Source organism: Pseudomonas sp. Mn2068, assembly GCF_049319725.1.
GTDB classification, from domain to species: Bacteria; Pseudomonadota; Gammaproteobacteria; order Pseudomonadales; family Pseudomonadaceae; genus Aquipseudomonas; species Aquipseudomonas gingeri.
On the sequence record NZ_JBMOUG010000001.1, the window covers coordinates 420,638 to 444,243 of the forward strand.

At 64.6% G+C, this 23,606-nt stretch carries 16 protein-coding genes and 1 riboswitch; of the genes, 6 read left to right on the forward strand and 10 right to left on the reverse strand.

All coding sequences use genetic code 11. The features are described 5' to 3' along the window. Nucleotides 1–6 precede the first annotated feature (6 nt). The 7 genes from xylB to ACL9RJ_RS01965 all read right to left on the reverse strand — a co-directional run bounded on the left by xylB (nucleotide 7) and on the right by ACL9RJ_RS01965 (nucleotide 8,733). The gene (gene xylB / locus ACL9RJ_RS01935) at nucleotides 7–1,497 is read right to left on the reverse strand and encodes a xylulokinase (protein WP_422764804.1); all 1,491 of its coding nucleotides are present in this window, start codon (nucleotides 1,495–1,497) and stop codon (nucleotides 7–9) included. A gap of 30 nt (nucleotides 1,498–1,527) precedes the next feature. Continuing rightward, complete coding sequence (locus ACL9RJ_RS01940) at nucleotides 1,528–3,009, reverse strand: mannitol dehydrogenase family protein (RefSeq protein WP_103032590.1); 1,482 nt, start codon at nucleotides 3,007–3,009, stop codon at nucleotides 1,528–1,530. 19 nt (nucleotides 3,010–3,028) lie between these two features. Beyond that, a complete protein-coding gene (locus ACL9RJ_RS01945) occupies nucleotides 3,029–4,132 on the reverse strand; it encodes an ABC transporter ATP-binding protein (protein ID WP_017128458.1) in 1,104 nt (367 codons plus the stop codon). A 132-nt stretch (nucleotides 4,133–4,264) separates the two neighbouring features. Further along, nucleotides 4,265–5,101: a carbohydrate ABC transporter permease gene (locus ACL9RJ_RS01950; RefSeq protein ID WP_017128457.1), complete on the reverse strand. Its 837-nt coding sequence runs from the start codon at nucleotides 5,099–5,101 to the stop codon at nucleotides 4,265–4,267. A 10-nt stretch (nucleotides 5,102–5,111) separates the two neighbouring features. Continuing rightward, nucleotides 5,112–6,038, reverse strand: a complete 927-nt coding sequence (locus tag ACL9RJ_RS01955; protein ID WP_042936471.1) for a carbohydrate ABC transporter permease — start codon at nucleotides 6,036–6,038, stop codon at nucleotides 5,112–5,114. 155 nt (nucleotides 6,039–6,193) lie between these two features. Continuing rightward, a complete protein-coding gene (locus ACL9RJ_RS01960; protein WP_177118284.1) occupies nucleotides 6,194–7,504 on the reverse strand; it encodes an ABC transporter substrate-binding protein in 1,311 nt (436 codons plus the stop codon). A 323-nt stretch (nucleotides 7,505–7,827) separates the two neighbouring features. Further along, entirely contained in the window at nucleotides 7,828–8,733 is a 906-nt protein-coding gene (locus ACL9RJ_RS01965; RefSeq protein WP_177056823.1) for an AraC family transcriptional regulator, read from the reverse strand. 132 nt (nucleotides 8,734–8,865) lie between these two features. On the opposite strand from ACL9RJ_RS01965, the gene cobF reads away from it, so the two are divergent. Then, the gene (cobF, locus tag ACL9RJ_RS01970) at nucleotides 8,866–9,624 is read left to right on the forward strand and encodes a precorrin-6A synthase (deacetylating) (protein WP_017128452.1); all 759 of its coding nucleotides are present in this window, start codon (nucleotides 8,866–8,868) and stop codon (nucleotides 9,622–9,624) included. Nucleotides 9,625–9,751: 127 nt separating this feature from the next. Beyond that, a complete protein-coding gene (locus tag ACL9RJ_RS01975; RefSeq protein WP_178991712.1) occupies nucleotides 9,752–12,067 on the forward strand; it encodes a glycoside hydrolase in 2,316 nt (771 codons plus the stop codon). 15 nt (nucleotides 12,068–12,082) lie between these two features. On the opposite strand, the gene ACL9RJ_RS01980 is transcribed toward ACL9RJ_RS01975, so the two are convergent. After that, nucleotides 12,083–13,372, reverse strand: a complete 1,290-nt coding sequence (locus ACL9RJ_RS01980) for a glycosyltransferase (RefSeq protein ID WP_177146628.1) — start codon at nucleotides 13,370–13,372, stop codon at nucleotides 12,083–12,085. Between the two features lie 90 nt (nucleotides 13,373–13,462). Further along, a riboswitch (cobalamin riboswitch) is annotated at nucleotides 13,463–13,668 on the forward strand. A gap of 249 nt (nucleotides 13,669–13,917) precedes the next feature. Here ACL9RJ_RS01980 and cobW point away from each other — a divergent pair. From cobW to ACL9RJ_RS02000, 4 genes are read left to right on the forward strand one after another with little or no spacing between them, the layout of a single operon-like run. Continuing rightward, complete coding sequence (cobW, locus tag ACL9RJ_RS01985) at nucleotides 13,918–14,985, forward strand: cobalamin biosynthesis protein CobW (RefSeq protein WP_422764805.1); 1,068 nt, start codon at nucleotides 13,918–13,920, stop codon at nucleotides 14,983–14,985. A 4-nt stretch (nucleotides 14,986–14,989) separates the two neighbouring features. Further along, nucleotides 14,990–18,763: a cobaltochelatase subunit CobN gene (gene cobN, locus ACL9RJ_RS01990; protein WP_422764806.1), complete on the forward strand. Its 3,774-nt coding sequence runs from the start codon at nucleotides 14,990–14,992 to the stop codon at nucleotides 18,761–18,763. A gap of 12 nt (nucleotides 18,764–18,775) precedes the next feature. Beyond that, the gene (locus ACL9RJ_RS01995; RefSeq protein ID WP_177131395.1) at nucleotides 18,776–19,777 is read left to right on the forward strand and encodes an ATP-binding protein; all 1,002 of its coding nucleotides are present in this window, start codon (nucleotides 18,776–18,778) and stop codon (nucleotides 19,775–19,777) included. Next, on the forward strand, nucleotides 19,702–20,451 hold the full coding sequence (locus ACL9RJ_RS02000; protein ID WP_422764807.1) for a vWA domain-containing protein: 750 nt from the start codon (nucleotides 19,702–19,704) through the stop codon (nucleotides 20,449–20,451). The genes ACL9RJ_RS01995 and ACL9RJ_RS02000 overlap by 76 nt, the downstream gene beginning before the upstream one ends. Before the next feature lie 34 nt (nucleotides 20,452–20,485). Here the strand turns inward: ACL9RJ_RS02000 and nirD are convergent, their stop codons facing one another. Both nirD and nirB read right to left on the reverse strand, forming a co-directional pair. Next, nucleotides 20,486–20,860, reverse strand: coding sequence for a nitrite reductase small subunit NirD (gene nirD / locus ACL9RJ_RS02005; RefSeq protein WP_017128445.1), 375 nt, complete (start codon nucleotides 20,858–20,860; stop codon nucleotides 20,486–20,488). Further along, nucleotides 20,860–23,418 (reverse strand): nitrite reductase large subunit NirB, encoded by a 2,559-nt coding sequence (gene nirB / locus ACL9RJ_RS02010; RefSeq protein WP_178992297.1) that lies wholly within the window; start codon nucleotides 23,416–23,418, stop codon nucleotides 20,860–20,862. The genes nirD and nirB overlap by 1 nt, the downstream gene beginning before the upstream one ends. Between the last annotated feature and the right edge of the window lie 188 nt (nucleotides 23,419–23,606).

Genomic DNA, 23,606 nt, shown 5'->3' on the forward strand with positions numbered 1-23,606 from the left:
GGATGCTTACTCTTGAATGGCCGCGACCTGTTGGCGGTAGCGGTGATAAATCGGTTGATAGGCGCTGACATTGGCCGGGATCGGCCGGGTTTCGCTGGCGGCATCGAGACTGACGCAACGCTCGCACAGTTCGGCCAGGCTGTGAATCGCCCCGGACTCGCACCAGGCGGCCTGGATCGCTGCACCAAGAGCGGCGGCTTCGCCCTGTTCGGTACAGACCACCGGGGTGTCCATGATATCGGCGACCATCTGTCGCCACACCGCGCTTTTCGCACCGCCGCCGGTCAGGCGGATACCGTGGCTCTGCAGGCCGTTGCCGCGCAGCAGGTCAAGGCCGTAGCGCAGGCCGAACGTGGTGCCTTCGACCACGGCCCGGCACAGGTTGGCCTGGGTCAGGTTGGTCAGGGTCAGGCCGAGCAGGCTGCCGGTGGCCTGGGGCAGGGCGGGCACCCGTTCGCCATTGAGGAACGGCAGCATGCTGACACCGTCGGCGCCGATGGGGGCCTCGCGCACCCGGGCATTGAAGTCATCGAGCCCGAGATCGAACAGTTCGCGCACCGCGCCGGTGGCGTTGGTCAGGTTCATGGTGCAGATCAACGGCAGCCAGCCGCCGCTGGAAGAGCAGAAGGCCGCGACCGAGGCGTCGGGGCTGATCAGCGGTTGTTCGGCGTAGGCGTACACGGTGCCGGAGGAACCCAGGCTCATGGTGATCACGCCCGGTTGGATATTGCCGGTGCCGATGGCGCCCATCATGTTGTCGCCGCCGCCGCTGGACACCAGGGCGTCGGGGTTGATCCCCAGTTGCCGGGCGATTTCGGGCAGTACCCGGCCGACCGGCTGGTGGGCTTCCAGCAGCTCCGGCAAGGCCGCTTGCAGGCGCCCGCTGGGGTCGATGTCGCGCAGCAGTTGCAGGTCCCAGCTGCGCTTGCGCACGTCGAAGTAGCCACTGCCCGAGGCGTCGCCGTATTCCGCGCAGGCACGACCGGTCAGCCAGTAGTTGAGGTAATCGTGGGGCAGCAGGATATGGGCGATCCGGGCAAACAGCTCGGGATGCTGTTCCCGGGTCCAGAGCAGCTTGGACACGGTGTAGCCGGGAGCGATCACCAGGCCCAGGCGTTCGAGCGAACCGGCTTCGCCGCCCAGGTGTTCCAGCAAGCGCTGGTTTTCCGGGGTGGTTTCGGTGTCGCACCAGAGCTTGGCCGGGCGCAGGACCTGGCCAAGCTCGTCGAGCAGCACCAGGCCGTGCTGCTGGCCGGAAACACCGATGCCGAGGATGGCCTGGCCGTCGACCCCGGCGGCCTGCAATGCCTGGCGGGTGGCCAGGACAAAGGCCTCCAGCCATTGGCCGGTGTCCTGTTCGCGGCGGCCATTGGCACCGCTGATCATGTCGTGGGGGGCCGAGCCCTGGCCGAGCACCTGGCCGCTGACGATGTCGAGGACAATCGCCTTGGTGCCCTGGGTGCCGCAATCGATGCCGAGGTAGAGTTTCTGGTTCATGGCAGTACCTGGTGGTTGTGACTCGGTCATTCAATCCCGTTTGGCCAGCATACGCTCCAGTGTCTTGCTCACGCCCACTTCCCGCAAGCTGTTGAAGCAGTTTTCGAAGGCGGCGACAAACGCCGCCGAGCGGGGAATGGCCGTACCGAAGATTTCTTCCACCGCCAGCAGGCGCTGGACGATCAGGCTGTCATCGGCCACCAGCGCCTGGCAGAACTCGGCCCGCGGGTCGGGAATGCGGTAGGTCGTGCCGTTTTCATCGACGCCCTTGAGGTACAGGGCCCAGGCCGCCACCACCAGCGCCGCGCGTTCGGTTTCGCGACCGTCGGCGATCAGCCGGTTGATGGTCGGGATGGTGAATTTGGGAAACTTCGACGAACCGTCGGAACAGACCCGCTCCAGCTGGTCGGCGATCGCCTGGTTGGAGAAACGCTCGACCAGGGTGTTCTTGTAGTCGGTCAGGTCGATTCCCGGTACCGGCGCCAGTTGCGGGGTCACGTCCAGGTCCATGTAGGCCCGCATGTAGGCCACGAACAACGGATCGTTCATGGTTTCGTGGACGAAACGGTAGCCCTTGAGGAAGCCCAGGTAGGTGAGGGCCAGGTGGCTGCCGTTGAGTAGCTTGATCTTCATCTCTTCGTAGGGGGTGACGTCGTCGGTGAACTGGACGCCGACCTTCTCCCAGGCCGGCCGGCCGTTGCCGAACTTGTCTTCCAGGACCCACTGCACAAAGGGTTCGCAGACCACCGGCCAGGCGTCGTCGATACCATGCTCGTCATGCAGTTGCAGGCGATGGGCGGCACTGGTCATCGGGGTGATGCGATCGACCATGGCGTTGGGGAAGCTGACATGCCCGGCGATCCAGTCGTGCAGGTCGGCGTCGCGCAGGGCGGCGAAGGCCAGCAGTGCCTTGCGGGTTACCGCGCCGTTGTGCGGCAGGTTATCGCAGGACATCAGGGTGAAGGCCGGGATGCCGCTGGCGCGGCGCTTGGCCAGGGCCGCGCAGAGGAAGCCGAAGACAGTCTGTGGCGCGTCAGGATGGCGCAGGTCGTGCTGGATCTGCGGCAGGTGGCTCATGAACTCGCCGTTGCTGTCATCGATGCAGTAGCCGCCCTCGGTGATGGTCAGGGACACGATGCGGATCTGCGGCGAGGCCAGTTTGTCGATCAGCGCCTGGGCGTCGTCCTGGGCCAGCAGCATGCCGCTGATGGAGGCGATCACGCGGGTCTCGGTGTCGTTGCCGTCCCCCAGTTCATAGAGCGTGTAGAGATAGTCCTGGGCCGCCAGGGCATCGCGTACGCCCTGGTCTTCCTTGCGCAGGCCGACGCCGCAGATGCTCCAGTCCAGGCCTTCGCCGAGGTTCATCAGGGCATCGGTGTAATAGGCCTGGTGGGCACGGTGAAAGCCGCCGACGCCGATATGGGCGATGCCTTGCCGGGTGTTGGCCGCCGCGTACTGCGGCAGCGCCACTTCAGGAGCCAGGTTGTGCAGGTTCTGTTTGTTCAGGTTCATTGCAAAGTGCTCTCGTCAATCAGGCGGCAGCGCGCAGCGGGCGGGCGACCGCTACACCGTCGGCATCGAATAGGTGGCAGTGGGTGCTGTCCAGGTGCAGGTTGAGCGTTTCGCCGTACTGGCTGGCCAGGTCGCCGCGGATACGCATGGTCAGCGGCTCGCCGGAGCGGGTCACGACGTGGCAGAAGGTGTCGCTGCCCAGGCGCTCGCCGACATCGGCGGTGACTTGCAGGGTGCAGTCCCCGGGTTTGGCGATTTCCAGGTGTTCCGGGCGGATGCCCAGGGTCACCGGGCTGCCGACGCTGAGGCTGGCGCCGCTGTGAGGCAGACTGATACGGGTGCCGGCCTCCAGTTCGACTTCACAGCCCTGGCCGTCGACGCGGCTGACCTTGCCCTTGAGGAAGCCCATCTTCGGTGTGCCGAGGAAGCCGGCGACAAACAGGTTGGCCGGGGAGTGATAGAGCTCCAGGGGCGAGCCGACCTGCTCGACGCGACCGCTGTTGAGGACCACCACCTTGTCGGCCAGGGTCATGGCTTCGACCTGGTCGTGGGTCACGTAGATCATGGTCGCCTGCAGTTCCTTGTGCAGCCGCGCCAGTTCCAGGCGCATCTGCACCCGCAGGGCGGCGTCGAGGTTGGACAGCGGTTCGTCGAACAGGAAGATCTTCGGATTGCGCACGATCGCCCGACCGATGGCGACCCGCTGGCGCTGGCCGCCGGAGAGTTGCTTGGGCTTGCGTTCGAGCAACGGGCCGAGTTCGAGGATGCGTGCGGCCTCGTTGACCTTACGTTCGACCTCGGCCTTGGCCACGCCGGCCAGGTCGAGGGCGAAGGACATGTTCTTGCGCACGCTCATGTGCGGGTACAGGGCGTAGGTCTGGAACACCATCGCCAGGTCGCGTTTGGCCGGGCTGACTTCGGTAATGTCGCGACCGTCCAGTTCGATGGTGCCGGAGGTGACTTCCTCGAGCCCGGCGATCAATCGCAGCAGGGTGGACTTGCCGCAGCCGGACGGACCGACGAAGACCACGAACTCGCGGTCACGGACCTCCAGGTCGATGCCCTTGATGATGGAAAAGCCTTCGAAGCCTTTTTGCAGATTCTTGATTTTCAGGTTGGCCATGGTGAGGCTCCTCTTGAATTGTGGGAGCCGGCTTGCCGGCGATGAGGCCCTTGGGCCTGGCGGCGACCATTCGGTCGTCATCGCTGGCAAGCCAGCTCCTACAGGGGTTCTGTGGTGTTCAAAAATGCCGGTCTATTTCACGGCGCCGAAGGACAGGCCGCGTACCAGTTGTTTCTGGCTGATCCAGCCGAAGATCAGGATCGGTGCGCAGGCCAGGGTCGAGACGGCGGACAGCTTGGCCCAGAACAAGCCCTCGGGGCTGGAGTAGGACGCGATCAACGCCGTCAGCGGCGCGGCACTGGAGGAAGTCAGGTTCAGCGACCAGAACGCCTCGTTCCAGCACAGGATCAACGACAGCAGCATGGTCGAGGCGAGCCCGCCCTTGCTGATGGGCAGCAGCACCCGGACCATTTCCTGCAGCAGCGTGGCGCCATCGAGGCGGGCGGCTTCGAGGATGTCCTTGGGGATGTCCTTGAAGTAGGTGTACACCATCCAGACCACGATCGGCAGGTTGATCAGGGTGTAGATCACGATCAGCGCGATGCGTGTGTCGAGCAGGCCGAAGGACTTGGCCAGCAGGTAGATCGGCATCAGCACGCCCACCGGCGGCAGCATCTTGGTGGAGAGCATCCACAGCAGGGTGCGCTTGGTCCGCTGGGTTTCGTAGAACGCCATGGAGTAGGCCGCCGGTACGGCGATCAGCATGCACAGCAGCGTGGCGCTGAAGGAGATCACCACCGAGTTCCAGGCGAAGTGAAAGTAGTCGCTGCGTTCCTGGATATGCAGGTAGTTCTCCAGCGTCGGGGTGAAGAAGAACTGCGGCGGCGTGGCGAATGCATCGATCTCGGTCTTGAAGCTGGTCAGCACCATCCAGAAGATCGGGAAGAAGATCAGGATCGCGATGGCCCAGGCCAGGATGCCGAGCAACACGCTTTGCAGGCGCCGGGATTGTTTGAGTGTGAGGGTCATGGCGCGGGCCTCAAGGCTTGTCTGTCAGGTTTTTGCCGATCATCCGCACCAGGATGATCGCGGCGATATTGGCGATGATCACGGCGATCAGGCCGCCGGCCGAGGCCATGCCGACATCGAACTGCACCAGGGCCTGGTTGTAGATCAGGTACGCCAGGTTGGTCGAGGCATAACCCGGACCGCCGTTGGTGGTGGTGAAGATTTCGGCGAATACCGAGAGCAGGAAGATGGTTTCGATCATCACCACCACGGCAATCGGCCGGGCCAGGTGCGGCAGGGTCAGGTGCCAGAAGATCGCCACGGGACCGGCACCGTCCAGGCGTGCGGCTTCCTTCTGCTCCTGGTCCAGGGACTGCATGGCGGTCATCAGGATCAGGATGGCGAAGGGCAACCACTGCCAGGAGACAATGATGATGATCGACAGCAGTGGGTAATGGGCCAGCCAGTCCACCGGCTGGGCGCCGAACAGGCGCCAGAGAGCGGCGAGAATCCCCGAGACCGGGTGGAATATCAGGTTTTTCCAGATCAGCGCGCCGACCGTGGGCATGATGAAGAACGGCGAGATCAGCAGGACCCGGACGATGCCGCGACCGAGGAATTCGCTGGCTTCCAGCAGGGCCGAGATCAGTACGCCGAACACCACGCTGATCAGCAGCACGCTACCCACCAGCAACAGGGTGTTGGTGGCGCCGGGCAGGAAGCCCGAGTCGGTGAGGAAGTAGGTGTAGTTCTCCAGGCCGACAAACTGGTTTTCGCCCGGATAGAGCAGGTTGTAGCGGATCAGCGAAAAGTAAACGGTCATGCCCAGGGGCACGATCATCCACAGCAGCAACAGGCCGACTGATGGTGAGACCAGGAACCAGCCGGGATTGCGCAGACGGCTTTTGCGCAACGGCTGGGGTATATCCATATGGGCTTTGGCAGTGGAGGTATTCATGGTGTTCAAAACCGATTAGGTGCAAGGAGCGGGCAATCTGTAGGAGCTGGCTTGTCGGAACGCCGCATCGCAGCGATAGCGACCGAAAGGTTGCCGCAAGGCTCAAGGGCCTCATCGCCGGCAAGCCGGCTCCTACAGGGGACGGTGTGTCCCTGTTACTTCGGATAACCCGCGCGTTTCATTTCACGCTCGGTGAAGGTCTGGGCATCGGCCAGGGCCTTGTCGACCGTGGTCTGGCCGGTCAGTGCGGCGGAGAACTGCTTGCCGACCTGGGTACCGACAGCCTGGAACTCGGGAATGGTCACCAGCTGGATCCCGACATAAGGCACGGGCTTGGCGCTCGGGTCTTTCGGGTTGGCGGCTTTCAGCGATTCCAGGGTGATCCTGGCGAACGGCGCGGCCTTCATGTAGGCCTCGCTGTAGGTCGAGGCCCGGGTGCCCGGCGGTACGTTGGCGATACCGTCTTCCTTGGCGACCAGTGCCCCGTATTCCCTGGAGGTGGCCCAGCTGCTGAACGTCTTCGCCGCGTCCTTGGCCTTGGAACTGGTGGGGATCGCCAGGGCCCAGGAGTAGAGCCAGGCCGAACCCTTCTCGGTGACCTGGTGCGGTGCGTAGGTAAAGCCGACGTGATCGCTGACCTTGCTCTGGGTCTTGTCGGTGACGAAGGAGCCGGCCACGCTGGCATCGACCCACATGGCGCACTTGCCGCTGTTGAAGAGCGCCAGGTTTTCGTTGAAGCCGTTGCTCGAAGCACCGGGCGGGCCGGACTTCTTCATGGTCTCGACGTAGAAGTTCAAGGCGTTCTTCCACTCGGGGCCGTTGAATTCCGGTTGCCATTTCTCATCGAACCAGCGCGCACCATAGGCGTTGGCGACGGTGGTGATCAGCGCCATGTTCTCGCCCCAGCCGGCCTTGCCGCGCAGGCAGATGCCGTACTGCTCCTTCTCGGGATGGTTGAGCTTGGCGGCGAACTCGCCGATCTGTTCCCAGGTCGGCCGCTCGGGCATGGTCAGCCCGGCGTCCTTGAACAGGTCGGTGCGGTAGTAGGTCATGGAGCTTTCGGCGTAGAACGGCAGGGCGAACAGGGTGCCCTTGACCGACAGGCCGTCACGGACCGACGGGAAGACGTCGTCGATATCGTAGGCGGCGGGGAGGTTGGTCATTGGCTCCAGCCAGCCCTTGGCACCCCAGAGCGCGGCTTCGTACATGCCGATGGTCAGCACGTCGAACTGGCCGCCCTGGGTGGCGATATCGGTGGTCAGGCGCTGGCGCAGGACGTTTTCTTCCAGGACCACCCAGTTCAGCTTGATATCCGGATGCTCGGCCTCGAAGGTCTTCGAGAGCTTCTGCATGCGAATCATGTCGCTGTTGTTGACGGTGGCGATGGTCAGGGTCTGGGCGCCGAAACTGACGCCACTGATGGTCAGGCAGGTAGAGACGAGCAGAGCTTTTGCAATGGCTTTCATCGAACACTCCTCTTCTTGCGCGCAGTGGCGGTCGAAGGTCGGTTTATTGTTTTTGTGTCTTCCGGTGTCCAGGAAGAATCTGCAGATGATTACAGCCCTCAATCGCCGTGCTGACAAATCCTTGACGACACTTCAATCGATACTTTTTTGCACTGAGGCGGAATGTCGCAGGCCGGCGAAACAGTGGTTCGGGAGGGGATGGCCCGCAATCGGGGCTCGGAGAAGGGGTAAATCAGTACAGGTTTCACGGCAAAAAAGCGTCAGCCGCGCGCTCCCCGAGCGCCGATCGTTCCCACGCGGAGCGTGGGAACGATGGGGGTTGCCTAGCCGAGGTTCTGCTCGGTCAGGCGCTGCACCACCAGGCGTCGGTAATGCGAGGGGGTCATGCCCTTGAGCTGCTGGAAGCGCCGGTTGAAGTTGGAAATGTTGTTGAAACCGGACTCGAAACACACATCGGTCACCGGTTTGTCGCCGTCGGCCAGCAGTTCGCAGGACTTGCTGATCCGCAGGCGATTGACGAACTCGACGAAACAGCGCCCGGTGGCCTGCTTGAACACCCGGGAAAAATAGGTGGGCTTCATCCCCAGGTACTCGGCGACCTCTTCCAGCGGCAGTTCCCGGGCATAGTGGGCAAAGATGTAGTCCACGGCGCGGTTGGTGCGGTCGATATTGTTCTCGTCGGCCAGTTGCGGGGTGGTGGCACCGGAAAGCAACTGGTAGTCGGTGCAGCCGCTGAGCAGTTCCAGGAGGATCAGGAAGTGCCCCAGGCGCGTCACGCCCTGGGCGTCGGCGATACGCTGCATCAGCTGCGTGGCCTGGCGGATGGTGTCCTTGCAGCGGAATTCGATGCCGTACTGGGCCCGTTCGAGCAACGGCGTCAGGGTTTTCAGTTCGGCAAAGATCTGGTGTCCTTCCTCGAACAGCTCCTCGGTGAAGTTCACCAGCATGTCGCGCTTGGGCACCACTTCGTCCTCGGCCACCTGGCTGATCCAGTTATGAGGGAGGTTGGGGCCGGTCAGGAACAGGCTCTGCGGGTAGAAATTGCCGATATAGTCACCAATGAAGACCTTGCCGGAGCTGGCGACGATCAGGTGCAGTTCGTATTCCTTGTGGAAATGCCAACGCACCAGCGGGCAGGGAAAACCATGCTGGCGATAGATGATGGACAGGCCATTATGGTCGTCCATCAGTTCATAGGAAGGATCGGTGACGCGGGCTGTTCGGGTCATTGGAGGCGCTTTTATTGTTATCGCTGTCCGATAATGCCTCCTTCACGAGCCGGCTGCCAGCCTTGTGCGGACGGTCGCAGCGGAGCGGACCGACGGCCATGGCCTTGCGGCCCTTTATTCAGGAGCAAAACAGTGAAGACCGTTCTATTGATTGGAATCGGTTCCGGTCATCCGGAGCAGATCACCGTGCAGGCCATCAAGGCCCTGAACCGGGCCTCGGTCTTTTTCCTGCTGGACAAGGGCGAGGCCAAGGATGAGCTGGTGCGTCTGCGCAAGGAAATCTGCCAGCGTTATATCGAGCAGCCGGGGTATCGCCTGGTGCAGGTCAGCGATCCGGTCCGCGAAGATGCCGAGGCGTCCTATCGGGCCGGTGTCGAGCGTTGGCATGAACAGCGCGCCGAACTGTTTGCCCGGTTGATCGACGAAGAACTGGCCGAGAACGAGTGCGGCGCCTTTCTGGTCTGGGGCGAGCCGGGCTTGTATGACAGTACCCTGCGCATCCTCGATCGGGTCGTGGCCCTGGGCGGTCCGGCGTTCGACGTCGAGGTGATTCCCGGTATCAGCAGCGTCCAGGCCCTGGCGGCGCGCCATCGGATTCCCCTGAACCGCATCGGCGAACCGATCCGCATCACCACGGGACGACGCCTGGAAGCCGCCGACCTGGACAACGTGGTGGTGATGCTCGATGCGCATTGTGCTTTTGGTCAGTTCGCCGACCAGGCGCTGGAGATCTATTGGGGGGCGTACCTGGGGACCGAGGATGAACTGCTGGTAAGCGGCAAGCTGCATGAGGTGCAGGGGCGGATTCGCGAACTGCGCGAGGCCGCCCGGCTGCGCAAGGGCTGGATCATGGACACTTACCTGCTGCGACGGCCCCTGAATCCGGGCTAGTAAGTACTCCGGCATTGATCGGGCGGTTTTCCTGTATCTCTACGAGACGGTTCTTACAGAGGAAGGCAAGCGGTGTCGTTTAGTGTCCGCTGCATTCGAAAATCGCCCGTGAGACCCCCATAACGCCATGAGCACCGTACCCGGTATTGAACGATTTCAATGGCTGCCCCTGATGCTTGTCCTGGGGTTGGTCAGCTTGCCTGCGCTCGGGCAACCGCTGGTTGCGTTGTCCTACAGCGGCGGGGTGTTCAACATCGACCCGGCCACCCTGGAAACGACCTTGCTCCGGGACAATGGCGAAGTCTCGACCCTCAGTGCCCCGGCATTCCCCGAAACCGCCAGGGCCAGCGACCTGGCGGGCCGGCGCTGGCGTATTCGCAACGGCCGCGAGCGGTTCCAGGTCGAGGTCGGGATCGAGCAGGACGCCTTGCGCCTGTCGATACGGGCCGAGCAGCCGGGCCGGCTGGATTGGCCCAGACCCGTGGAAGCAAAGGCCATCGAGGCCCATGCCATACCGTTCGGCGAAGGCAGCTATATTCCTGGCGACGACCGGCAATGGCTGGACTGGCTGGTACGGCGCTATGAACCCGATGCGCTGAACGGGCGGCTGTCGATGCCGTTCTGGACCGAACTGCGCGCGGATCATTCGGTGACCTGGCTGGTGCAAACCCCGTTCGATACCCGCTTCAGCGTGATCGAGCAGGATGAACGGCCGCTGCCCCGACTCAGCCATCAGTTCAACCGGCTGGCCGAGGGGGCGGCGTATACCGTCAGCGTGGCGATCGGTCCACGGGATCCGTTGTACGGTGCGCGTTTCTATCGCCAGTGGCTGCTGGAGCATGACCGTTTCGTCTCGTTGAAACGGAAAATCGAGCGCCAGCCCCAGGTCGCCAGGCTGGGCGGCGCCCCGCATATCTATCTGTGGGGCGCCGGCCCCTTGAAAGCCGGAGATATCGCCGACTGGCCGGCGTTCCTCAAGTTCTTTGCCGCGCGCCGGGCCGATCCCCGGCATCTGGCCTCGCGGTTGTGGGAAGCCTTCGATCCGCAGGCGCGGGAAAGTTTTGTCGCGGCGCTGCTGGAGGCCGAGGCGGGGGACGCTGGCGTGTCGACCTTCGGCAGGATCGAGGTGACCCGGGCACTGAACAGCGCGTTGCAGCATGCGTTGCCGCCGGTACCGGTCGAGCCGTTGCCGGGCAATCACGATCCGGCGGCCAGCGTCGCCTGGGGGCATACGGTCCGCGAGCAACTGGTCGAAGCCTTCGGCCCGTGGCTGGTGGCGCCGCGCCGCTGGGGTGGCGGTCTGTCGCTCGACACCGTGGCCGCGCTGCAGCAAGCCGGCCTGACCAAGGCCTGGCTCGGCGCGGATGACTGGCGTGACGCCATGTGGCATCCCGAAGCGGTGGAAGCGGCGAAGGCCTCGGGATATCTGGTGGCCGTCTACGACAGCTATGGCAGCGCGCACCCTTCGAACCTGCGAGCGACCTGGGCCACGGCACAAATGGGCGATGAACTGGCGGCAGCCGGTTATCGCGACAGCAAGGGCGACAAGGTGCGCGGTTTCAGTGGCCGGGGCGTCTATGTCAACGCCCGGCTGGTCGAACCCTACGCACAACGGCGGATCTCCGCGGTGGCGCGGGCGGCACGCCTGAACAGCTATTTCCTCGATGTCGATGCGGCCGGCCCCGAACTCAAGGACTACACCCCCGGTCGGGAAACCAGTGAACGCGAAGACGCCGAAGCCCGGACCCGCCGGCTGTTGTATCCAGCCCGGGCGCTGGATCTGGTCACGGGCAGCGAAGGCGGGCTGGCGTCCTACGCGGCGAATATTGCCTACAGCCATGGCATCGCGACCCAGCCGTTTGCCTGGATGGACCCGGATATCGGCAAGAACAAGCAGTCGGCCTATTACCGCGGCGGCTACTGGCCGCCGGAAACGCCGGCCCTCTACTTCAAGCCCGTGCCCCTCAAGCCCTCGCTCGCCCGTTTCGTGACTTCCGCGCAGTTCCGGCTGCCGCTGTATCAACTGGTGCTCCACGACAGCCTGGTCAGCACGCACCACTGGGAATACAGCTCGTTGAAGTTTTCCAGCGAGCGCGAGCACACGGCATTGCTGCAACTGCTGTACATGGTGCCGCCGCTGTATCACCTCAATGATCGGGTGCTGGCGCGCGACCTGCCGTTCATCAGCGCCTATGACCGGGTGTTCCGGCCCTTGCACGAGCGCCTGTTCGTCGAACGCATGAGTGATTTCCAGGTGTTGTCGGCCGATCGCCAGTTGCAACGTTCGGTGTTCGCCGACGGCACCCTGATCACCGTGAACTTCAGCCAGAAAAGCCTGCGCTCGCCGGAAGGACGGCGACTGCCGCCACGTTCGGCGCTGATCCTGGTGCCGGACCAGGAACCGCAATTGATCGAGATCGCCCGGCTCTTCGCCGAGACGTGATGACGGATATGGCCTTCAGATCGTGCGGTTTTTCGCTTCGATCCACTGGGCCATGTACTGGGTGCTCTTGTGGTGATGATGACGCAGCATCGCGCCGGTGAAATTATCGCGGCGATGCCGGACCAGTTGTTGCCGGCACTGTTCGATGCGCGCCACCAGGGCCGGACCGTGGACGCGCCGGTCGTAACGGGCGGCCAGCAGGGCCTTGCCGTCGGCCTGGGCCTGCTGCCATGAAGATGGATCCTGGTACAACCGGACCGCTGCCTGTGCCAGGGCCTCGGCGCTGGTCGCGACAGCGCCTGGCCAGGGCAGGTCACCGTGCATCGCCTCGGCGCCAATCGGCGTGGTGACGTTCGGCGTGCCGCAGAGCATGGCATCGGCGAGCTTGCCCTTGATGCCGGCGCCAAAGCGCAACGGCGCCAGGCAGATGCGCGCGGCACTCATCACCTGCAGGGCATCCTCGGCCCAGTTCATCACATGAAAGCCTTGGGCGGGGTTGTGCAGCGCCGTCGCCTTGGGCGGTGTGTAGGCACCGTAGACATGCAACTGCGCGCCGGGCAATTGCTGGCGGATCAACGGCCAGAGGGTGGTTTTCATCCAGAGCACCGCGTCCCAGTTCGGTGCATGGCGGAAGTTGCCGATGCTGAGAAAATGCGCGCGATCCTCGAAGGGGGTGAACGCCACGGGCTGCTCGACCATCAGCGGGCACCAGTGCAGCAGGGCCGCTGGCAATCTGAACTGCTCGGTCAGCAGCCTGATCTCGACATCGGAAATCATCAGGCTCAGGTCCGAGCGATAGATCGCGGCGATCTCCCGTTGGGCCAGGTCGGTATCGCTCATCTGCCGGAACACTTCGTCCAGGTCGGGGGCGAACAGCGCCGTGAAATCGTTCGGGTCCGGATCGGCCTTCAGGCGTTCCCTGAGTTGCTGCTGGCGGGCATCGCGCAGGCTTTGCAGGTCCGAGGTCTCCAGCACGCGCAGGGCGCTGGGGCAATGTTTCTCGACCCGCCAGCCGAACTGCTCTTCCATCATGAAGCGGTCGAACAGCACCACATCCGGCTGCAACTCGCGGATAAAACCGTCGAAACTGCTGTTGTTGAGTTCGATGGCCTGTTCGGCGATGCCCAGGCCTTGCAGGTCGGCCTTGTGTTCGCCGACGCTGGCGGGGCTGGCGAAGGTGATGCGCCAGCCGGCCTCGAGAAAGCTTTCGAGGATCTGCATCATGTGCCCGCCGGCGGCCGAGGAACGGGGTTCGGGCCAGACATAACCGATAACCAGGACGTGGGTGGTGTCGGTGGCACTCATGGGCAGCAATTCCTTGAAGCGGGCAGGGCAGGAGAAGGGGCGCAATTAAACCACAGCGGCTGCCGAGATTGACCTGTTCCCATGCACTGCGTAGCCTTGCACGTTCGAGGTTCTTCGGCATCCGGCCGAAGCTAAGAAGGGAACGCGGTATGCCGCGGCTGCCCCCGCAACTGTGAACGGCTCGATAATCCTGCAAAGCCACTGCCTAGGGCGGGAAGGCGCGGGAATCGGCGTATCGGATTCATTCCGCCCGCCCGACCGTAAGCCAGGAGACCTGCCTCGTGACAGATTCTGACAGGGACTATACGAAACTGGCCGAGCGGCGATCAGGCAAGGCAGAAACAGGCGAGCAAGCGGAGTGTAGGGGCCTACATGAGGGCCTACATGAGCATTGCGAGCCTGTTTTTAACGCAGCATGATCGTCGCGCAGGCAGTTGCAGATAGTCCCGTAACCGGGCGGGGTGATCCGGAGACGAACTTTCCCGTGCCCTTCAGGGCGGCGGCTTTCGTCCCGTATGCCCGCTACTTTTGCCAAAGGGCATCCGATGAAAACACTGGCCAAACTTCCCGTCACCATCGTTACCGGCTTTCTCGGCTCGGGCAAGACCACCTTGCTGCGCCATATGCTGGACAACGCCCAGGGTCGCCGTATCGCGGTGATCGTCAACGAGTTCGGCGAACTCGGTATCGATGGCGAGATCCTCAAGCAGTGCTCCATCGGCTGCACCGAGGAGGAAGCCAACGGCCGTGTCTATGAACTGGCCAACGGCTGCCTGTGCTGCACCGTGCAGGAAGAGTTCTTCCCGGTGATGCGCGAGTTGGTGGCACGTCGCGGCGACCTCGACCATATCCTCATCGAAACCTCCGGCCTGGCACTGCCCAAGCCGCTGGTCCAGGCGTTCCAGTGGCCGGAAATTCGCAGTGCCTGCACCGTCGACGCGGTGATCACCGTGGTCGACAGCCCGGCCGTGGCCGCCGGTACCTTTGCCGCGTTCCCGGACCAGGTGGATGCCCAGCGCAAGCTTGACCCGAACCTGGACCATGAGTCGCCGCTGCACGAACTGTTCGCCGACCAACTGTCCAGCGCCGACCTGGTGATCCTCAACAAGGCCGACCTGATCAGCCCCGAAGACCTGGCCAAGGTCCGCCTGGAAGTGGCCGAAGAGCTGCCGCCGGCGGTGAAGGTCATCGAAGCCAGTAGCGGTCGCCTGCCACTGCACGTGTTGCTGGGGCTGGGCGCCGGTTCCGAGGAACATATCGACGGCCGCCACAGTCACCACGATCATCACCACGACGGTGACGACCATGATGACCACGACCACGATGCCTTTGACTCGATCTCCATCGAGCTGCCGCAAGCCGACGAAAGCCTGCTGCTCGATGCCCTGACCCAGTTGGTGGTGCAACATGGCATCCTGCGCATCAAGGGCTTCGCCGCGATCCCGAACAAGCCGATGCGCCTGCTGATCCAGGGCGTGGGCACGCGCTTCGACAAACACTTCGATCGCGCCTGGGGCGCCGACGAGCCGCGGGTCACCCGTCTGGTGCTGATCGGCCAGGAACTGGATGCCGCGCTGCTCGAATCGACCCTGCGCGCCGCACTGACGGCCTGACCCCATGCATCTGCTCAGGACCCAGCCCGGCGGCTTCGTGTCGGACGACAATATCGCCGACCTTGGACAAACCCCCGCCGAGCTGGTGATCCTGTGCAGCGGCGATTCCAGCCTGGCGTTGCTCGCCGAAGCGGCGCGGCAATTGCCGGACGACTACCCCAGCCTGCGTCTGGCCAACCCGATGCAGGTGCAGAATCATGCCTCGGTCGACCTTTATGTCGACCAGGTCTTGCAGCACGCCAAGGTCATCCTGCTGTCACTGCACGGCGGCATTGGCTATTGGCGTTATGGCATCGAGCGCCTGGTGCAACTGGCCGAGCGCGGCGTGACGCTGATCTTGGTGCCGGGCGACGACCGTCCCGACCCGGAACTGAGCGACCTGAGCAACGTCCCGGCGGTACAGGGTGAACGCCTCTGGCACTTCCTGCGCCAGGGCGGCCTGGGCAACGCCTTGCAGTTGTACCGTTGCCTGGCCAGCACCTGGCTGGGGCGCGACTACCCCTGGCAGGAACCGCGGACATTGCCGCGCACGGCGATCTACCACCCGCGGGTGGGCGACGCGCAACTGGCGGACTGGCGCGCCGATTGGCAGGCCGGTCTGCCGGTGGCGGCAGTGTTGTTCTATCGCTCGCATCTGCAGGCGGCCAACACCGCCTTTATCGATGTGTTCTGCCAGCGCTTGCAGAACGCCGGCCTGAACCCGTTGCCGATTGCCGTGGCGAGTCTCAAGGAGCCCGCTTGCCTGGCCGTGGTCGAGGACTGGCTGGACGAGGTCGCGGCGGCGGTGATCCTCAATACCACCGGATTCGCCCAGTCGAGCCCCGAAGCTCCGCACCTGCGTCCGTTTCGCCGCGATATCCCGGTGATCCAGGCGATCTGCGCCCAGGACAACGAGCCCGGCTGGCAGGCCAGCGAGCAGGGGCTGGGACCACGGGACCTGGCGATGCATATCGCCTTGCCGGAGCTGGACGGACGGATCATCAGCCGGCCCATCAGCTTCAAGGACCTGGCCTGGCGCAGCGAGCGCAGCCAGAGCGACGTGGTCTGCTACCGACCGCAGCCCGAACGCATGGACTTTGTCGCCGAACTGGCGCGCCGCTGGGTCGAACTGGCGCAAGTCGCCAATGGCGACAAGCGCATCGCGTTGATCCTGGCCAACTATCCGACCCGCGACGGGCGCATCGGTAACGGCGTCGGTCTCGATACGCCGGCGGCGGCGCTGAATATCCTGCGGGCGTTGCAGGCCCAGGGCTATCCGTTGGACGATGAGTTGCCCGTCAGCGGCACCGGGCTGATCCAGGCCCTGCTCGGCGGGGTCAGCAACGACCTCGACAGCCTCGACCTGCGGCCCTGCCACCAGAGCCTGGCGCTGGCGGACTACCAGGCGTTGTTCGAGCGCCTGCCCGAAGCCAATCGCCAGGCCGTGCTGGACCGCTGGGGGGATGCGCAAAACGATCCGATGTTTCGCGGCGGGCGGATGATGGTGGCCGGACTGCGTTTCGGCCTGACCTTTGTCGGCATCCAGCCGGCCCGGGGTTACCAGGTCGATGCCAGTGCGGTGTACCACGACCCCGACCTGGTGCCGCCCCACGGTTACCTGGCGTTCTATTTCTGGTTGCGTCACGTCTACGGTGCCCACGGCGTGATCCATGTCGGCAAGCACGGCAACCTGGAATGGTTGCCGGGCAAGGGCGTCGGCCTGTCGGAAAACTGCTGGCCGGATGCGCTGCTGGGGCCGTTGCCGAATATCTACCCGTTTATCGTCAACGATCCGGGCGAGGGCGCCCAGGCCAAGCGTCGCACCCAGGCAGTGATCATCGACCACCTGATGCCGCCGTTGACCCGGGCCGAAACCTACGGGCCGTTGCGTGACCTGGAACTGCTGGCCGACGAGTACTACGAAGCGCAGTTGCTCGATCCACGCCGCGCCCGGGAGTTGCAGCGGGATATTCTCAGACTGGTCCGCGAGACCCGCATCGACCGCGAACTGCAACTGGATGCCGGGCTCGACAGCGAAGCCGACGCGGCGATCTGGCTGCCGCGCCTGGACACCTACCTCTGCGACTTGAAGGAGTCGCAGATTCGCGATGGCCTGCACGTCTTCGGCGAATCGCCGGACGGGCGCCTGCGCATCGATACCCTGCTGGCGCTGCTGCGGATTCCCCGCGGCGACGGTCGGGGCGCCCAATCGAGCCTGCTGCGAGCCCTGGCCAAGGCCTTCGAGCTGGGCTTCGACCCGCTTGATTGTGCCCTGGCCGAGCCCTGGACCGGCAGCCGCCCCCAAGCCTTGCAGGCGCTCAGCGAGCAAGCCTGGCGTACGGCCGGCGACAGCCGCGAGCGCCTGGAGCTGTATGCCGCGCAACTGATCGAGCAGTCCCTGGAAGGGTCGGCCGCCGTGCCGGATACGCCACCCTGGACCGATGTACGCAGCATTATCGAGGGCTTGTCGAGCACCGTCGCGCCGCGCCTGGATGCCTGCGGTCCGGCCGAGATGCAAGGACTGCTGGCGGCCCTGCAGGGGCGCTTCGTGCCGGCCGGGCCCAGCGGCGCGCCGAGTCGCGGGCGCCTCGACGTACTGCCCACCGGGCGTAATTTCTTTTCCGTGGATGTGCGCAACCTGCCGACCACCACGGCCTGGCGGATCGGCTTCCAATCGGCCAACCTGATTCTCGAACGGCACCTGCAGGACCACGGCGATCACCTGCGCCAGCTCGGCCTGTCGGTCTGGGGCACGGCGACCATGCGCACCGGTGGCGACGATATCGCCCAGGCCATGGCGTTGATGGGCGTGCGTCCGGTCTGGGCCACGGGCAGCCAGCGGGTCGATGACTTCGAGATCCTGCCGCTGAGCCTGCTGGACCGCCCGCGGGTGGACGTCACCCTGCGGGTCTCGGGGTTCTTCCGCGATGCCTTCGCCAATCTGATCCGCCTGTTCGACGCGGCGGTACAGGCCGTGGCGGCACTGGACGAGCCCGCGGACATGAACCCGCTGGCGGCCAAGGTGCGCCACGAACGCGAGCAACTGCAGGCCGAGGGGCTCGATGCGCAGCAGGCTGCGCGCCAGGCCGGCTGGCGGATCTTCGGCGCCAAGCCGGGGGCCTATGGCGCCGGTGTGCAGAACGCCATCGATGGGCGCTTGTGGCAAAGCCGCGACGACCTCGCCGAGGTCTACCTGAACTGGGGGGGCTACGCCTACGGCGGCACCGACGAAGGCACGGCCGCCAGGGACCTGTTTGCCCGCCGCCTGAGCCAGGTGCAGGCGGTGCTGCAGAATCAGGACAACCGCGAGCACGACCTGCTCGATTCCAACGATTACTACCAGTTCCAGGGTGGCATGCTGGCAGCCGTGGAAAGCCTCAGTGGCGAAAGCGCGGCCAGCTACCATGGCGACCACAGCCAGCCGGACCTGCCGAAGGTGCGCACCCTCAAGGAAGAGCTGAACCGGGTGATCCGTTCCCGGGCAGCCAATCCGAAGTGGATTGACGGGGTCAAGCGCCACGGTTACAAGGGCGCCTTCGAGCTGGCGGCGACGGTCGACAACCTGTTTGCCTTCGATGCCACGACGCATTTGATCGACGACCACCAGTACGCCTTGCTGGCCGATGCCTATCTGCTCGATGCCGATACCCGCGAGTTTGTCCGCGAGCACAATCCCCATGCCTTGCGGGATATGACCGAGCGCATGCTGGAGGCCCAGCAGCGTGGCTTGTGGAGTGAGCCGGGGGACTATCGCGAGGCCCTGGAAAACCTGCTGCTGGATATAGAAGAAGATTCCTGAGGTATATGGACAATGAGTGACTCCCCGCATTTCCCGCTGTCGGCGGTGGTCGGTGCCGATGCGCTGAAGCTGGCGCTGTGCCTGACCGCCATCGATCCGAAGATCGGTGGCGTGCTGATCGAGGGGCCGCGCGGCATGGCCAAGTCGACCCTGGCCCGGGGGCTGGCGGATCTGCTCGCCAGCGGACAGTTCGTCACCCTGCCGCTCGGCGCCACCGAGGAGCGCCTGGTCGGCACCCTTGACCTGGATGCGGCCCTGGGCGAAGGCCGGGCGCAGTTTTCCCCGGGCGTGCTGGCCAAGGCCGATGGCGGTGTGTTGTACGTCGACGAGGTCAACCTGCTGGCCGATCATCTGGTGGACCTGCTGCTCGATGTGGCGGCCAGCGGTACCAACCTGGTCGAGCGCGACGGTATTTCCCATCGGCACGCGGCGCGTTTCGTGCTGATCGGCACCATGAACCCGGAAGAGGGCGAGTTGCGTCCACAACTGCTCGATCGCTTCGGCCTGAACGTGGCGCTGAGCGGCCAGCCGCTGCCCGGCGAGCGCGGGCAGATCATTCGGCGCCGGCTGGACTTCGACAACGATCCCGAGGCGTTCTGCGAGCAGTGGGAACAACAGCAGCAGGCGCTGCGCCAGCGTTGCGAACAGGCGCGGGCCTTGTTGCCGGCCATTGCCCTGGATGACCAGGCCCTGGCCGAGATCACCGAGCGCTGTTTTGCCGCCGGGGTCGATGGCCTGCGCGCCGATCTGGTCTGGCTGCGGGCGGCGCGCGCCCACGCCGCCTGGCGCGGTGGGCAACGGATTGCCGAAGAGGATATCGAAGCGGTCGCCGAGTTTGCCCTGCGTCATCGGCGCCGGGAAATCCCACCGTCGGCACCGGCATCGAATCCCGCCGGCGCTGCGCAAGGTGAATCGAGCCCGGCCCAGGGCCAGGGTCAATGGGGCGAGTTGCCCGCCCAGGTACTGCCGGTGGGGGCTCGTCGGGAAATCCCGAGCTGGCCAAAAAAGCCTTAGGCATTCGCCCTCGACCGACGCCGGGGGCGAATGCCAGGGTTGGTGCGGGCCGGGTGCCGAAAGGACGCCAGGGCGCGGCAAGGGCCGGGGAAGACGGGGCGATCAGTTGGGTCGAGACCTTGCTGGGCGGCCGACCACGAGTGCGACGTGACTTGCGTTTCCGTCCGCGCAGCAGTTCGCCCCATGAATTGTGGCTGGTGATTGTCGATGCCTCGGCGTCCATCCGCCGACATCAGGCCCTGAGCGATGCCAAGGGCCTGCTGGCGCAACTGTTCGACGATGCCTATCGCCAGCGCGCGCGCCTGGCGTTATTGACCGCCAGCGGTCAGCGACCGCACTGGCAGATCCAGGGCCTGAAGGCGTCCAGTGGCTTGCGCGGTTGGCTGGAGGCCCTGGGAGCGGGCGGCGGCACACCCTTGCTGGCGGCCTTGCAGGAGGCGGGCGAGTGGTTGGCACTGCGGCAAAAGCGCTTTGCCCTGGAGCAGCAACGGGTGCTGGTGCTGACCGACGGCCGCCTCAAGGCCTGGACGGCCCCGGCGCCGTTCAACTGCCCGACCCTGCTGATCGACCTGGAAAAAGCGCCGATCCGCCTGGGCCGGGCGCGGCAGCTGGCCAGTGAGCTCGCGGCCGACTACCGGCATATCGAGTCCCTGGGCCTGCCATCGAACAGCTGAAACGCCACTTCAGGATGCCCGTCGCCGGGAACGATCAGACTACCGCGATCTCCACCGCATCGCCGACCCAGCGCACCGGCCACACCCGTAGCTGCTGCTCCGGGTACTCCAGGCACATGCCATCCTCGAGATTGAAATGCTGCTTGTACAACGGCGAGGCGATCACCGGCTGGCCCTTGATATTGCCGACGATGCCGCGGCCGATCACATTCGCCCCGGACAGCGGGTCGCGGTTGTCGATGGCATACAGGGTGCGGCCCTGCGCCTCGTCGGGCAGGTAGAACAGGGCCACCTGGGCGCAGTGGAACCAGACCACCACGCCGGAGTTTTCCACCAGGTCCTCGCGGCGGCAGACCGCCTGCCACTGGAAGTCGTTGGCAAAGCTGTGTTGTGCTGTCGGCTGGCCCATCAGACCACCTCCTCATGAGCGGGAATCAGGTTGAGTTCGTGTGCGCGCACCGGCCGGCGCTGCTCGCGCTCCTTGACAAAGTGGATGTCCGGATCGCCGCGCTGGTCGTTGACGAAGGTGCGGAAGCGCTTGAGTTTTTCCGGGTCGCTGACCGCGTTGGCCCACTCGCATTCGTAGCGGTCGACCACCAGTTGCAGCTGGCTTTCCAGCTCGGCGGCCAGGCCCAGGCTGTCGTCGATGATCACCGCCTTGAGGAAATCGAGGCCGCCTTCCAGGTTTTCGCGCCAGACCGAGGTCCGTTGCAGGCGGTCGGCAGTGCGGATGTAGAACATCAGGAAACGGTCGACGTAGCGGATCAGGGTCTCGTCATCGAGGTCGGTGGCGAACAGTTCGGCGTGGCGCGGGCGCATGCCGCCGTTGCCGCAGACGTACAGGTTCCAGCCTTTCTCGGTGGCGATCACGCCGATGTCCTTGCTCTGAGCCTCGGCGCATTCGCGGGTGCAGCCGGACACCGCCAGCTTGAACTTGTGCGGCGCGCGCAGGCCCTTGTAGCGATTTTCCAGGAGCAGGGCCATGGCCACGCTGTCCTGCACGCCATAGCGGCACCAGGTGCTGCCGACGCAGGATTTCACCGTGCGCAGGGATTTGCCGTAGCCGTGGCCGGTTTCGAAGCCGGCGTCGATCAGTTCGCCCCAGATCTGCGGCAGCTCATGCAACTGGGCGCCGAACAGGTCGATGCGCTGGCCGCCGGTAATCTTGGTGTAGAGGTCGTATTTCTTCGCCACGGCGCCGAGGGCGATCAGTTTGTCCGGGGTGATTTCGCCGGCGGCGATGCGCGGGATGATCGAATAGGTGCCGTTCTTCTGCATGTTGGCCATGAAGGTGTCGTTGGTGTCCTGCAGCGGCACCAGCGCCTTGTCCATGATCGGCCGGTTCCAGCACGACGCGAGGATCGAGCCCACCGCCGGCTTGCAGATATCGCAACCGGTGTGGCCCTTGCCATGCTGGGCGAGCAGGGCTTCGAAGGTTTCGATCCGGCCCACCCGCACCAGGGCATAGAGTTCCTGGCGGGTGTAGGCGAAGTGTTCGCAGAGGCTCTTGTCCACCGCCACGCCACGGGCGATCAGCTCATGCTCGAAGACCTGCTTGAGCAAGGCGCTGCAACCGCCGCAGCCGGTAGCCGCCTTGGTCTGCGCCTTGAGGGCCGACAGATCGCTGCAACCGGCGTCCACCGCGCAGCAGATCGCACCCTTGGTGACGTTGTGGCAGGAACAGATGGTCGCGGTCTCGGGCAGTGCGTCGGCACCCAGGGCCGGCGCGCCTTCGCCCACGGGCAGGATCAGGCTGGCGGGGTCCTGGGGCAGGGCAATGGCGTTCTGCACGTACTGCAACAGGGTGTCGTAGTAACTGTTGTCACCCACCAGTACCGCACCGATGACTTTCTTGCCCTCGGCATCGACCACCAGGCGCCGGTAACTGGCATTGGCCTCGTCGATAAAGCGATAGCTGCGTGCACCGGGCGTCGCACCGTGGGCATCGCCGATGGAGCCGACATCGACACCGAGCAGCTTGAGCTTGGTCGACATGTCGGCACCGGTGAAGGTGTCGAAGGCTTCTCCGGCCAGGCGTGCGGCGACATTGCGCGCCATGCTGTAGCCCGGCGCCACGAGGCCGAAAACGCTGCCGTTCCACGAGGCGCATTCACCGATGGCAGAGATGGCCGGATCGCTGGTCTGGCAGTGCGAGTCGATGACGATGCCGCCCCGCGGGGCGATCTCCAGGCCGCTGTTGCGTCCCAGCAGGTCCTGCGGGCGAATCCCCGCGGAGAACACGATCAGATCGGTTTCGAGAAATTCACCACCGTCGAAATTCATCCGATAGCGATAGTCCTCGCCAGCCACGATTTCCTGGGTCGCGCGGGACAGATGGACGCCGACGCCAAGGCCTTCGATCCGGGCCTTGAGCGCGGCGCCGCCGTCATGGTCCAGTTGCACCGGCATCAGCCGGGAGGCGAACTCCACCACATGGGCTTCGAGGCCGAGGGACTTGAGGGCGTTGGCCGCCTCCAGTCCCAGCAGGCCGCCGCCGACCACCACGCCACGACGGGCATCGCTGGCCGCGGCACGGATCGCATCGAGATCGTCGAGGGTCCGGTAGACCAGGCGGGCCGCACCTTCGGAGCCGGGAATCGGCGGCACGAAGGGGTAGGAACCGGTGGCGAGAATCAGTTGGTCGTAGGCCTGGCGTCCGGAGCGAGTGACGATCTCCTGGTGCTCCCGGTCGATTTCGAGGACTTCGGCCCCCAGGTGCAGGTTGACCCCGTGGCGCTCGTACAACCCCGGTTCGCCCAGGGCGAGGGCATGGGCATCCTTGCCGGCAAAATACTCGGAGAGGTGCACGCGGTCATAGGCCGCTTGCCATTCCTCGCCATAGACATGCAGCTCGAAGTGCATCAGGGCACCGCGTTCGATCAGTTGTTCGACGCAGTGATGCCCGACCATGCCATTGCCAACGATCACCAGTTTCTTGCGGCGTTCGACATTCACGATAGCGTTCATGGAAGTTCCTCGGATCACGGCCAATCACGGCTGGCCCAGCAGAAAAAAAAGCAAAAAAAAACGCCTGGAGCCGAAGCTCCAGGCGCCTTTGCCTGGTGTTTGTTCCTGTTCTGTGAGTGATCGCCGTTGACCACCTGAACGGTCTGCCTGGTCATTCATGGCAGAGAGTAACGGGATAAAAGCAGGGA